General features: G+C 49.5%; 11 protein-coding genes. 5 read left to right on the forward strand and 6 right to left on the reverse strand.

The genetic code is table 11. The features are described 5' to 3' along the window. Positions 1-77: 77 nt before the first annotated feature. On the forward strand, positions 78-467 hold the full coding sequence (locus ACFS7Z_RS05055; RefSeq protein WP_377481850.1) for a GAF domain-containing protein: 390 nt from the start codon (positions 78-80) through the stop codon (positions 465-467). Positions 468-654: 187 nt separating this feature from the next. Here the strand turns inward: ACFS7Z_RS05055 and ACFS7Z_RS05060 are convergent, their stop codons facing one another. The 3 genes from ACFS7Z_RS05060 to ACFS7Z_RS05070 all read right to left on the reverse strand — a co-directional run bounded on the left by ACFS7Z_RS05060 (position 655) and on the right by ACFS7Z_RS05070 (position 5,923). Then, entirely contained in the window at positions 655-2,889 is a 2,235-nt protein-coding gene (locus tag ACFS7Z_RS05060) for a S9 family peptidase (RefSeq protein ID WP_377481853.1), read from the reverse strand. A gap of 170 nt (positions 2,890-3,059) precedes the next feature. Next, positions 3,060-4,646, reverse strand: coding sequence for an OmpP1/FadL family transporter (locus ACFS7Z_RS05065; RefSeq protein WP_377481856.1), 1,587 nt, complete (start codon positions 4,644-4,646; stop codon positions 3,060-3,062). A 29-nt stretch (positions 4,647-4,675) separates the two neighbouring features. Continuing rightward, on the reverse strand, positions 4,676-5,923 hold the full coding sequence (locus ACFS7Z_RS05070) for a hypothetical protein (RefSeq protein ID WP_377481859.1): 1,248 nt from the start codon (positions 5,921-5,923) through the stop codon (positions 4,676-4,678). A 205-nt stretch (positions 5,924-6,128) separates the two neighbouring features. Here ACFS7Z_RS05070 and proS point away from each other — a divergent pair, with 205 nt between their 5' ends. The 3 genes from proS to floA all read left to right on the forward strand — a co-directional run bounded on the left by proS (position 6,129) and on the right by floA (position 9,386). Further along, complete coding sequence (proS, locus tag ACFS7Z_RS05075) at positions 6,129-7,607, forward strand: proline--tRNA ligase (protein ID WP_377481862.1); 1,479 nt, start codon at positions 6,129-6,131, stop codon at positions 7,605-7,607. Between the two features lie 309 nt (positions 7,608-7,916). After that, entirely contained in the window at positions 7,917-8,390 is a 474-nt protein-coding gene (locus ACFS7Z_RS05080) for a hypothetical protein (protein WP_377481866.1), read from the forward strand. A gap of 9 nt (positions 8,391-8,399) precedes the next feature. Then, positions 8,400-9,386: a flotillin-like protein FloA gene (gene floA, locus ACFS7Z_RS05085; protein ID WP_377481869.1), complete on the forward strand. Its 987-nt coding sequence runs from the start codon at positions 8,400-8,402 to the stop codon at positions 9,384-9,386. A 156-nt stretch (positions 9,387-9,542) separates the two neighbouring features. Here floA and ACFS7Z_RS05090 read toward each other — a convergent pair whose 3' ends face one another. The 3 genes from ACFS7Z_RS05090 to ACFS7Z_RS05100 form a co-directional block, all read right to left on the reverse strand. Beyond that, positions 9,543-9,932 (reverse strand): Dabb family protein, encoded by a 390-nt coding sequence (locus tag ACFS7Z_RS05090; protein ID WP_377481873.1) that lies wholly within the window; start codon positions 9,930-9,932, stop codon positions 9,543-9,545. Between the two features lie 167 nt (positions 9,933-10,099). Next, positions 10,100-11,218 (reverse strand): redoxin family protein, encoded by a 1,119-nt coding sequence (locus ACFS7Z_RS05095; protein ID WP_377481876.1) that lies wholly within the window; start codon positions 11,216-11,218, stop codon positions 10,100-10,102. 209 nt (positions 11,219-11,427) lie between these two features. Beyond that, on the reverse strand, positions 11,428-12,273 hold the full coding sequence (locus tag ACFS7Z_RS05100) for a hypothetical protein (protein ID WP_377481879.1): 846 nt from the start codon (positions 12,271-12,273) through the stop codon (positions 11,428-11,430). 103 nt (positions 12,274-12,376) lie between these two features. On the opposite strand from ACFS7Z_RS05100, the gene ACFS7Z_RS05105 reads away from it, so the two are divergent. Next, positions 12,377-13,351, forward strand: a complete 975-nt coding sequence (locus tag ACFS7Z_RS05105) for an isopenicillin N synthase family dioxygenase (RefSeq protein ID WP_377481883.1) — start codon at positions 12,377-12,379, stop codon at positions 13,349-13,351. Positions 13,352-13,412: the final 61 nt, after the last annotated feature.

The following is a 13,412-nucleotide window of genomic DNA, read 5'->3' on the forward strand; positions in this document are numbered from 1 at the left end:
ACTATACGATTTAAATTCTTCCTGGCAATTTGAGCGGCACAAATCCTTTTGCAGCCCTGCCTATAGCCCTTCTGACTTTGGTAGATGAAGAAAGGCAGTGGTTCAAGTCGAGGCAGGGAATGGAAATACAAGAAACTCCCCGTGAATATTCTTTCTGTGCCCATGCTATTCTGAATCCAAACGAACCATTCATAGTACCTGCTGCAAGGTATGATGAACGCTTTCATGATAACCCATTAACAAGAGGTGAGCCGAATATTGCATTTTATGCCGGTGTGCCCGTGAAGGGATGCGGACATGCACTGGATTCTCTCTGTGTAATAGGTAACCGGCCCAGAGAACTGGCGGAGCAAAAAATAGAGTCGTTGAAAGCCCTGGCAAAACTAGTAAACGTGTATATGGAGCTGCGAAGACAAAACTCGAACTGGATCAAAGCAGGAATGAGCTTCAATCGGCTCAGCCATTAGTAGACATTATTTGGAGCGAAGTGCAAGCCTTGGCAGAGAACAGGCATCCCGAGCATAAACAGCAGTATTTGCAGCTGCAACAGGCTGTAAGTACTTTGAAGGAGTCATTTCGTAGCTGACATAAATACAGTTTAAACAAAGAAGCCCATCATTTCTGATGGGCTTCTTTGTTCACAGGCTTTAGCCATTATAGATTACCGTCTTTCTCTGGATTAATCAGCTTGCGCTCCAGGAAGTCTGTCATCATCTTGAAGCGGTGCAGCAGGGTAACTCCTCCCCCTACGCCATGGTTGCGGTTCGGGTAATAGAAGCTCTCGAACTGCTTGTTGGCGCTAATCAGGGCATCCTGCATGGCCACAGCATTCTGGAAGTGCACATTATCGTCGCCGGTACCGTGTATCAGCAAGAGGTTTCCCTGTAGTTTGTCCGCGAAAGATAGTGGCGAATTCTGGTCGTAGCCGGCAGCGTTCTCCTGTGGCGTTTTCAGGTAGCGCTCCGTATAGATGCTGTCGTAGAAGCGCCAGTTTGTAACCGGAGCCACAGAAATTCCGGCTCGGAATATACCGTCGCCTTTGGTCAGGCCCAGCAACGTCATGTAGCCTCCGAAGCTATGGCCCCAGATACCGATGCGGTCTTTGTCTACATAAGGCTGGTTGCCTAACCACTTTGCCGCCTCAATCTGGTCTTCGATTTCGTATTTACCCAGGTTAGCGTAGGTCAGTTTCTTGAACTCAGCACCACGGGCACCTGTGCCACGGTTATCCACACTTACTATAATCATGCCTTTGTCGGCCAGTGTCTGGTACCACAGGTAGTTGTTGCCGCCCCAGCTGTTGGTTACGGTTTGGGAGCCCGGGCCACCATACACAAACATCAGCACAGGGTACTTCTTGTTCGGGTCGAAATCTGTCGGCTTAATCATCCAGCCGTTCAGCTTTGTACCATCAGCGGTGTTCATGTTGAAGAATTCCTGCTTTGCAATATCGTACTGCGCCAGCGTATTCTTCAGCTTCTGGTTATCTTCCAGTACTTTAATTAATTTACCGTCTTTTGCGGTGTGCAGGCTAACAGTAGGTGGCACATTGGCAGCAGAATAATAATCGAGGTAGTACTTAAAGTCATTGCTCATGTTCACGCGGTGCGTACCGGCTTTGTCGGTCAGGCGCTTTTTGTTTTTGCCCTTGCTGCTGATGCTGTACAGGTGGCGGTCCAGTGGCGACACCTCCGTAGACATATAGTACAGGCGGTCGCCCTTCTCATCGTACCCTACAAACTCGCTAACCTCCCAGTTGCCATCGGTAATCTGGCGCACCAGTTTGCCGTTCATGTTGTAGAGGTACAGGTGGTTGTAGCCATCTTTTTCAGAAGAGTGAATGAAGTTCTTGCCGTCGTTCAGGTAAGTCAGGTCATCTGTTACATCAATGTAGGCCTTATCTGTTTCCTTCAGCACTACATCAGCTTTACCGGTGGTGGCGTTAGCATGCAGAATCTCCAGGGTGTTCTGCAAACGGTTCATCTTCTGGATAGACAGCAGGTTCGGGTTATTCGTCCATTTGATGCGCGGGATGTAAACATCGGCCTCATTGCCGGTGTCCATTTTCACCACCTTGCCGCTGGCTACATCATACACCGATACTTTTACTTTTGAGTTTGCCTCACCAGCCTTCGGGTACTTGAATTTATTGTCCTGCGGATAAAGCTCGCCCCACTTCTGCATATTAAACTCGGGTACGTTTGTCTCATCAAAGGTATAGTAAGCAATCTTCTTCCCGTCCGGAGACCAATGGAAGCCTTTTGCAAAGGAGAATTCCTCTTCGTACACCCAATCAGAATACCCGTTGATGATAGAGTTGAATTTGCCGTCGGTGGTAATCTGCGTCTCCTGCATGTTGCTCAGGTCCACTACAAACATGTTGTTCTCGCGGGCAAAGGCAACGCGCTTCGCGTCCGGGGAGAAAGACGCATACATTTGTTTGCCACCACTGCTGAGCTTTGTCAGTTTCCTGGTAGGAATATCATATATGTAAAAATCTGCTTTGGAAGAACGGCGGTAAATCTGCTCACTCTCCGTTGCGAACAGCACCTTCTGTTCATCTGAGCTGAAGGTATAGTCGTCGAACTGGATAGGTGTGTTGCTGCCTGCCGGCACCAGGTTCTCGCCTTCAATAATGGTGCTGACAGGCTGTCCGGTCGTGACGTTATACTTTACGATGTCATACACCCTGTTCTTCTCGTCTGGCACAGTGGAACTGTAGAACTGGCCGTCTTTCATCCAGTTCACGCCATACACCGACTCCGCCCGGAACGTACCGTTGCGGTAAATATCTTCCAGCGTAATGTCTTTCTTCTGCTGCGCCTGTGCCACAAAAACGAAGCACAAAAGCACGGCAGCTAAAAGATTTGTTTTTAGTTTAATATACATGTGTTTTGTAAGTTTTTTCCTTCCTCTAAATTATAGGAATAATATCGTTTCACCATACGATCTAGCCAAAACCGTACCTGTACCGCCTGCAGCGGCACAAAACCAGTTCTATGCAAAAAGAAGCAGGCAGCCTTGATAAAAGGCTGCCTGCTTCTTTTTGCTTAAGTAACTTAGAAGTTATACCCTACGGTGAGCAGCACAGAATTTTGCGTGTTGCTGATACCAACCACTGGCTCAGTGCCATCTCCGAACTGGTAAGGCGAGTATCGGCTGTCGCTTGTGCTTCTGACATAGGCCAGGTCTGCATAGTAATTCTGCAGCCGGATACCTGCACCTAACGAAACAGAGTTAATAGCACCATCCAGCTCTGAGCTTGCATAAGGGTCTCCGGAGTGGGCATATCCTGCACGCACCCTGAACGACTCATAACGGCCTTCTGCCCCTATTCTATAGCTCATAGCTGACTGGTACATACTGGAGATGCTGTTGTTCAGGTTTGTAAACATGTTACCGGAACCGTTCCCGTAAGTGTCATCTGCTGAAAAGCGGGTGCCGGCGTAATTTACGTATTCCACATCGCCGGTAATAAAACCATACTTGCCCAGGAAAACAGCTACACCACCTGTTGCTTTGAAAGGTGTCGTAAGGCTATAGGAAAAATCTCCCGGCACTTCGGAAGCACTGTTATCTTCTGGTACGCCCGTATCAGGGTTTAATGTAGTTGAATACAAAGAACGCTGATATGTGTCAGTAAGCGTATAAGCCGTTGGCGTCTGTATGGAGGCCCCTAAACGCAGGGCATCAATTGGCCTGGCAATTATACCAACTTTCAGGTTTACGCCTGCTCCACGTGTTGTAAACTGGTCAAATAGCTCCAGGCTATAGTTACCTTCTCTAACCGGGTTGCCATCTTCATCAAAGCTGGCAACATAGTTACCTGATTCCAGAAAAGTGCTCTCCTGTGTTAGGTTTGTAGTTACAATGCCGACAGAAGCCCCCAAGTAAATCCGGTCACGGTAGCTGGTACCTACGCCAATGTCAATCTGGTTCTGAGATCCTCTCCTTTCAATCACTTCACTTTGAGCGATATCGCCCAAGGAGTAAAGCGGTTCTGCATATTGCCCCTGCGCATCTTCAAAAATATCAATCAGGTAGGTGCTGTAGGCAAGGCCTTCTATAGAGACTTCTTCTCCAAACTCAGCATCCAAGCTTTGCCGAAGGGTTTGGCCTCCGCTCAGGGCTCTGTTATTTGCCTGGTCCGCAAAGTAATCTACAATTGTATTACCATAAAGACCCTGTTCAAAACGCTCATCAAGATCTATGGTATTGTTATAGCTGATGCGTTGGTTAAAGTTATTGAGCCTTGTCAGGTTTATACCAAAGTTAAGGCCGCGCCAGTCGCTGGCATCCTCGTCGCCTTTGCGGTTAGACAGGATAATGCCTGCCTGCGGAATCGTGAGCAGGTTGCGCTCATCTGACTGCCGCGCCCCGTTTATATCGGTATCTGTTGTGTTGAACTGTAATGCTGGTGTAAAACTAAACTCTGACCGGCGGAACAAGCCTATACCGGCAGGGTTAGATGAAAGGTTGGAGATGTCAGCGCCTAATGCTGTTTGCGCGCCTCCTAAACCTTGTACACGTGCAGAGCCTGTTACGCCCAGTTGAGTGTAGCGCAGGGCATCCACCTCGGTTTGAGCAAAAGCAGTTCCGCTCCAGCCCAGCGCAAGCGCCAGACTGGCCAAAACTATCTTCTTCATGTTATTTGGTTTATGCTTTACTGATTAGATTAATTTCCCCCTCTTGGTGGGCGTCCGCCGCCACTGCTCCCTGAGGAACCACTGCTACGTGGCGTCGGGCTGCTTTGCATCGGGCTGCTACGCTCGTAAGAAGGTGTCGGACGACTCTCATATGTGCGCTCCGGGCGGCTTTCATACGTACGGGCCGGACGGCTCTCTATTTGGCGTACGCGCCTTTCCTGTTGCTGTGGTTGAACACGACGTTCCTGTTGTTGCTGCGGCTGATACTCCTGCGTACGGCTACGGCGTTCAACTCTGTTTGGTAAAGCGCGCTGCTCCTGCTGGTTAACGGCAGGCTCGCTGCGTCTTGCACGGCTAGGGCGGGTTGGCAATGTAGCCTTTTCTCCCTCTTGTATTCTTATGTTTCCTTCTGTTCTGTTCGGAGAAGTCGTGGCCTCGCTTCTGCGTGCAGGGCGGCCTACGCTTTCTGAACCTACTGTCTGTCTGCCGATGCTCTCTCCCTCATTCACGCCACCTCTGATAGGTCTGCGCGAAGCAGGGTTGTCTGTAACTACAGCACTGCGTGATCCGCGTGGGCTATTCTGTATTCTTACAGGGTTACCAATCACAACAGGTCTGTCATAGAAGCCTCCATAATATGGGTTACCTCCATAAAATCCGTTATTGAAACCATGGCGGAAGCCATTGTAATAACCGTATCCGTAGCTGTTTGGCCACCAGCCGCCCATGCCCATCATAGGACGGTTATAAAAACCACCACCCCAGGCCATCGGCATACCCCAGCCAAGGCCATAGTTAATGTTAATGTTCAGGCCCCTGTTCCAGCCCCAGTACGGGCTACGGCTGAATGAGCTGTAATAAAACGGATCATCGAAGAATGGGTCGTAGAACGGATCATAGAAGGCAATACTGGACATGCGCGGAGCATAAGCTGCACCCCAGTATGGGTCTACAAAAGAGTAGCTTGGCTGGTACCAGTTATTGCGGGCATCGTAAGAACGTCCGTCGTAGTACTCATCACCGTCATAGTTATCTGTTCTGGCGTTGCTACCTGAATATTCCGGGTTCAGCACTTCTCCTTCGGCTAAGGCCTGCTCTGTGCTGTTTTCCTCATATCTTTGACTAGCTGTTGCCTCTGGCTCCACATACTCTGTTTTGTCTGATGAGCTGTAGTACATATCATCATACTCCGTAGATTGCATAGCTATAGGGCTGCTGCAACCTACCGCCATCAGTGCGAGCATGGGGGCTACTGTAAGTAATGTATATTTTTTCATGGCCTCTGCTGTAATCTGCTGTAAAAGAATTGATCTATTTCAATCTATATTAAAGATAAACACACGATGGCGCAAAACCTTATCTATAGTATAATATATTAACGTAATTTTGTGCCAGAATGATATCAGGCTTTTGTCTATAAAGTAGCAAAATCTGTTCCAAAAGCCTTATAAGTAAGCCATATATAATAAAATTAGTTTAAAGATGAGCAAAGGGTTACCTAAAAGAAGCGAAGATTACTCCTTATGGTATAATGAGCTGGTAAAAAAAGCTGGCTTAGCCGAAAATTCCGCCGTACGCGGGTGCATGGTGATCAAACCATACGGCTTCGCTATCTGGGAGAAGATGCAGCGCGTGCTGGACGATATGTTTAAGGACACAGGCCACGAGAATGCTTACTTCCCGCTGTTTGTACCCAAGAGCTTGTTCGAGGCTGAGGAACAGAACGCGGAGGGCTTTGCAAAAGAGTGCGCCGTGGTAACCCACTACCGCCTGCAAACTGACCCCGACAAACCAGGTAAGCTGCGTGTGGACCCGAACGCGAAACTGGAGGAAGAACTTATTGTGCGCCCTACCTCAGAAGCCATTATCTGGAGCACCTACAAAAACTGGATTCAGAGCTACCGCGACCTGCCCCTGCTGATTAACCAGTGGGCGAACGTGGTGCGCTGGGAAATGCGTACGCGCCTGTTCCTGCGCACAGCAGAGTTCCTGTGGCAGGAAGGACACACGGCACACGCCACCGCTGAGGAGGCTGTAGCCGAGACAAAGCAAATGATGGAAGTATATGCCACCTTTGCCGAACAATATATTGCCCTGCCGGTAGTGAGAGGCGTGAAGACCCCAAGCGAGCGTTTTGCAGGCGCTCTGGACACTTATTGTATCGAAGGGCTCATGCAAGACGGTAAAGCGCTGCAGGCTGGTACATCGCACTTCCTGGGCCAGAACTTTGCCAAGGCTTTTGATGTGAAGTTTGCTACTAAAGAAGGTGACCTGGAGCATGTGTGGGGAACATCGTGGGGCGTGAGCACGCGTTTAATGGGCGCGCTCGTAATGGCGCACTCCGACGACGAGGGCCTGGTGCTGCCTCCAAAGCTGGCGCCTATCCAGGTGGTGATAGTGCCGATTTACAAAGGCGAAGAGCAACTGGCTCAAATCAGTGAGAAGGTGAATGCCCTGAAGAAGGCACTGGAAAGCAAAGGCATCAGCGTGAAGTTCGACAACCGCGACACGGAGCGCCCGGGCTTTAAATTTGCGGAGTGGGAGCTGAAGGGCGTGCCGGTGCGTATTGCTATCGGTGCCCGTGACCTGGAGAGCGGCACTGCCGAAGTTGCCCGCCGCGACACAAAGGAGAAGAGCACGCAGCAGTTTGACTCGCTTGCCAGCTACATTCCTGCGCTGCTGGATGAAATACAGGAAAACATCTATAACAGGGCCTTTGCTTACCGGGAGGGGCACACCACCAAAGTAGACACTTATGATGCGTTTAAGGAGGTGCTGGAGAACAAAGGCGGCTTTGTGCTGGCGCACTGGGACGGCACGCCTGAAACAGAAGAACGCATCAAAGAAGAGACGAAGGCAACCATCCGCTGCATTGCTCTGAACACAGAAGAAGAAGACGGTGTGGATATGCTCACAGGAAAGCCAAGCAAGCAGCGCGTGTACTTTGCAAAAGCATACTAGCTTCGTTGCTCGTAGATTGTTGTGTTCGTTATTCGGCAACTGCCGTAGCAATAGCATTATAAAAGTGCCGCCTCCCTATCCGGGGGCGGCACTTTTGCCTTGAGCGCCTTCTGTTGCGCTGGAAACACCCTGCCCTCTGCTAGCTGTGCTCTGCAGGAATCTGTCCTTCTGCTGCTCCTTTCACCTGCCCATCCAACAGCCGTCTAACAATTTGTGCATGCAGCAGTTAAACAATAATACTGCAGCCAGCAATTTGTAGCGCTTCGTGCAAAGAATTCACTATATTTACCTATATAAACGCACTGCATTATGTTACTAGATTGGGTTACAGTTGTATTGCTGATTGGCATTGGCCTGCTCCTCATTGTTGTAGAGCTGGTTTTTGTGCCGGGCACTACTGTGGTGGGTATTATAGGTTTCATACTGACTGCCATCGGCGTATGGATTGGCTATGCGGCACTGGGCACTACTATCGGGCATATTATACTTGCCGGCACAGTACTCGTAGGTGCGTTAGCGTTTGTCTACAGCTTCCGATCCGACAGTTGGTCGCACTTTGCATTGAAAAACCAGAACCGCGGCCATGTAAACGAAGACAACCCACACCTGCTGGAGGAAGGCGAGGTTGGCAAAACCGTATCGGCGCTGCGCCCCCAGGGAACTGCGCTGTTTGCTGAGCGCCACCATGAGGTGCAGACCCAGGGAGAGTTTGTGGCACCAAACAAAGCTATCCGCATTATCAGATTGAGTCAAAATAAAATTATAGTAGAAGAAGTCAGCTAAAAAACACAGATGGAAAACCTATCGGTATTATTAATTATTGCAGGAGTCATCGTGGCCCTGATGATATTCCTGTACTTTGTGCCTATCAGCCTCTGGATAACCGCCCTTTTCTCTGGCGTAAAGGTTGGCCTGGCGGAGCTGGTGTTCATGCGCATTAGAAAGGTGCCGCCCAGCCTTATTGTCAACTCCATGATCAACGCCACCAAAGCGGGCATCGACCTGACCACAACAGAACTGGAAACGCACTACCTGGCAGGCGGCAATGTACCCACTGTTATCAAGGCGCTTATTTCTGCTGATAAGGCAAACATTCCGCTTTCCTTCAAACAGGCTACCGCGATAGACCTGGCAGGCCGTAACGTGTTTGAGGCCGTAACCACTTCCGTAAACCCGAAGGTAATCAATACGCCTAACGTGGCCGCTGTGGCGCAGGATGGTATCCAGCTTATCGCAAAGGCCCGTGTTACGGTGCGCGCCAACATCAACCAACTGGTAGGTGGCGCCGGCGAAGAAACCATCCTGGCGCGTGTGGGAGAGGGTATTGTAACATCTATCGGTTCTTCCACCTCTCACAAGAGCGTTCTGGAGAACCCGGACATTATTTCCAAACTGGTATTACAGAAAGGCCTGGATGCCGGTACTGCCTACGAAATTCTTTCTATTGATATTGCCGACATAGATGTAGGTGAGAACATTGGTGCCAAGCTGCAGATAGACCAGGCCGGGGCCGATCTAAAAGTGGCTGAGGCGAAAGCCGAAGAGCGCCGCGCCATGGCCGTAGCCGTAGAGCAGGAAATGCGCGCCAAAGCGCAGGAGGCCCGTGCCAACGTAATTCAGGCAGAAGTAGAAGTGCCGCAGGCCATTGCAGCTTCCTTCCGCAGCGGCAACCTGGGCATTATGGATTATTACCGCATGCAGAACATCCAGTCAGACACTGATATGCGCAATTCCATTGCCAACCCAGGAGGTGGAGGGCAGAATAAGCCGAAAGAATAACAGGAGAGGCTTAAACAAATAAAAGAAGGCGGCTACACCTGATAAGATGTAGCCGCCTTCTTTTATTTGTACGGCGGCAATAGTTAACTTGTAGGACAAATTGAGACAGCTATGTACAGGTTAATACTGCTAGCCTTTCCCTGCATCATCCATATTCTACTCTGTCCAATAGTCAACCACCATTACTTCTTCCAAAAGAGGGTCTACAGATTTACTGAAGGCCTGATGGTCTGGATGACTCCCGTAGGCAGCTAAATCTTCTTCATTTCTGACTGTGACAATAAAGCAGTGGGTAAACTTCCCGCTCTTATCTTGGAAGGACACATCAGGCCCTCCTTCAAATTCAATAATCTGTGGCACCTTTCCCTTCAGAGCATGAAAGTCTTGAGTAGCTTTCTGCATCTGTTCCTTGGTAACTTCCGGTTTAAATTTAAAAGCTACAACATGCCGAAGCTTTTTTTCTTTAGGATTAGCGGCGCTTAAAAGAAGGAAGGAGCTAATTCCTAAAAGCAGGAGCACAAGAATTGAAATTTTAAAGTTCTTCATGGTTTAAATAAAATGCTGAACAAGAGCTAATATGTATTTTTCAACTTTCTCAATAGAAAAAGAATGTAGGAGTTCTTGTTAAAGGTATATCTGTATGAGGTTTTTTCTATGCCTCCAGTGACAGTACCTAAATAGGCTTTCCTGAATTTTTCTCCCCAAGACTAAGCTTAGTAATACCTTCCCACTTTTTCTACAATCTTTCTTTTCATCTCAGCAGGCACAATGGTGCCTTGCTTACGATACAGCACCTTCCCTCCCGGCTCTATCAGAAGGGTATAAGGCAGCGCGCCCTGCCACTCCGGATCAATGGCTTCTATCAGAGCATACTTATCTTCTGAGTTGAAAAGATAATTTTTATTGGAGGCTTGCAGTTTCTTGAGAGTTGCCAGTGCCTTGTCTTTTTTATCCGGCTTGTCGGCGCTGATAGTGATGAACTCAAAATCGCGGTTGCGGTACATGCGGTTGATGTCCACGAAATCAGGTAATTCCTGCACACAGGGGCCGCACCAGGTGGCCCACACATTTACCAGGCGCACCTTATCTGTGTTATTCTTCAGCAGGTCCCTCAGCGCTGGCTCATCAATCACATTCAGCGTTACCTCTTCCTTTGCCCACTGCGCCCTTGCCCGCTCCGCCATCTCTTTCTTGTCGGCCCATTTAATGGAGCAGCCAAATGTTTTCGTTTTGGCAACAGGCACCGGTTTGCCTGCCAGCAGGGCGTCTATGGCGTTTCGGGTGTCTTCTGCATTGGCAGAACCCGGCTTCTCAGAGGAGTCAAGCCTGCCGTTATATCGCAGTTTGCGCTCCTTGTCAAAAACAAAAGCATGCGGTGTGGCTGCCGGCCCGTAAGCCATCGACATTTTCTGGTTTTCGCCGTCGTAGAGGTAAGGGAAGTTATAGCCTTTTTCCTTCGCCCGGGTTTTCATTTCTTCAAAGGTATCGCCCATGTCGCTGTAGCCCAGTTCATCCAGGCTTACTGCCTCCGGATCGTTAGGGGAAACTACGACCACCGCTACTCCTTTGTTCTTATAGTCTGCCGCCAAAGCCTTCATGCGGTCTTCGTAGGCCTGCGCTGTAGGGCAATGGTTACAGGAGAAGATTATCGCCAGCACTTTCGCATCGGCAAAGCTTTTTAAAGTATAGGTCTTGCCATCAGTTCCCGGAAGGCTGAAGTCCGGCGCCGGTGCACCTATTTCCAGCGGCTTCGGATCGGCTGCAAAGCTGTGAGCAGAAACCAGCAGCAGGCAAAGCAGCAGGAGGCCCTTTTTTAAATTAGATCGTATCATATTCATTCCTGTTTGGCAACTTCTTAACTCAGGTAACTCCTGAGTTTCCAATGGAATATATTACAATTATACTCCTGCACCAAGCTTAGGCAGGTTTATATCTTCTACTACAATATGTTACACAGCAAAAGAACAGCCAGCCCTAAAAGCAAAAAGCCTGCTCCGAAAAACGATTCGGCGCAGGCTTTTGCTTTTGTTAAGCTTCAGGACTATGCTGCAGGCTTAAGTGTAAACGTACGGGTTACGCTGTTAAACGGCCCCGGTAGTACATTTCCAGCATTGTCTACCAGTTCCAGCTTAATGGTATTCTCACCCATCGGCAGGCCTTCCATGATGTACGGCAGCCAGCGGTCCAGCATAAACTCAGTACCGTTAATGGTAGCCCGCACTTTGTTACCGGAGGCAGAAAGATTTGTGTTCACCAGGTAGAAATCCAGCATTACCTGTTCTGTATCTTTTCCTACATACTCGCCTTTCGGGCGGCTGTAAAACATGTGCGGAGCATTGGTATCGAAATTCAGTCGCTCCGTAGGCTTGCCTGCTGTTACCACGCGCAAATCATAAGCACCTTTGTGCTTCAGGCTCTCGTGGTAAGAGCGTGACAGGAATGACAGGATAACATGGTCACCCTCTGTCAGCTCTTTCTGAAACTCTGTATCATAGTGGGCGGTATAAGGCTCGTTGTCCACGATGTTATGAATGTGCTGCCCCTGCTGTGAGTTTGCCAGGTGATCCGCGTTGGAGTGCGGCGTCATACGGGTAAGCTGATAGTTCGAAAGGTCGTAGTCAAACTGCACCGGGCCTGGCTCTACCACTCCTCCTGCAGGCGGCACGTTCAGGCGCAGCATCGACTCCGGGTAATTCTGTGAGTTGTTGAAAGCAAAAACCCGCAGGCCTCCCTTGCTCATAACAGCACCTACAGGTACCGGACCTCCACCTCTGATTGGGGTTGTAGCTGCTGTGGGAGATTCAGTATCCTGTGTCTGACGGGCAGTATCACAGGCTGTAAAGCCCATCATAAGCGCTGACGCCAGCAGTAAGTACGTTTTTTTCATCTAATTGTAGTTTGGTTTAGCTATCGGGCTAATTTAGCGATTTTATTTTTTCGTATATTGCGAACTACGTAAATATCACTAAAAAGTATACAGTTCTTACTATATGAGCGAAATTTTGTTTGACGAGGTGCCCTCGCTGGATCTGGCAGATTTTACATCTGGTGACGCGGAAAGAAGGGCTCGTTTTGTGAATCAGCTAAGCGATGCCTACCAGAATATTGGCTTCATAGCGCTACGCAACCACGGTTTAAGTGATGAGTTAACCCAGAAACTGTATGCTGCGACCAAGGCGTTTTTTGCGCTTCCGGATGAGGTAAAGCAAAAATATGAGGTACCTGAGCTAGCAGGACAGCGCGGTTATGTGGGCAAAGGAAAAGAGCATGCCAAAGGCCGCAATACCGGCGACCTGAAGGAGTTTTACCATGTAGGCCAGGAGGTAACAGACAACGACCCTATCAAAGAGGAGTATCCGGACAACATTTTCCCGGAGGAGGTAGCAAACTTCAAAGAAGTAACGCTGGAGGCTTACCGCAAGTTGGAAGCAGCCGGCAAGCAGGTGCTGAAGGCGATTGCCCTGAACCTTGGCCTTGAGGAAAATTACTTTGACGAAAAGGTGCACAATGGCAACAGCATACTGCGCCCTATCCACTACTTCCCTATCGAAGACCCGGACAGCGTGCCGGCTGATGCCGTTCGCGCGGCCGAGCACGGTGACATTAACCTGATAACGCTGCTGATGGGCGCCAGTGCCGACGGCCTGCAGGTGCTGCGCCGCGACGGCAAGTGGATTCCGATAACTGCCCTGCCCGAGCAGGTGGTGGTAAACGTGGGCGATATGCTGGCCCGCCTGACGAACAACAAGCTGAAGTCTACCATCCACCGGGTGGTGAACCCGCCGCGCGAACTGATGAACACTTCCCGCTACTCTATTCCGTTCTTCATGCACCCGCGTTCTGAAATGGACCTGACTTGTCTGGAGAGCTGTATAGATGCCCAAAATCCGAAGGCGTATCCTGACGCCACTGCAGGAGAATACCTGAACGAGCGCCTTATTGAGCTTGGCCTGAAGAAAGTCTAAGCTTATTATAAATTTCATCTTCTGACAGGCACCTTACAGGCGGAGAAGATGAAGTTTAGCC

This window comes from Pontibacter toksunensis (assembly GCF_042686245.1).
Classification (GTDB): domain Bacteria; phylum Bacteroidota; class Bacteroidia; order Cytophagales; family Hymenobacteraceae; genus Pontibacter; species Pontibacter toksunensis.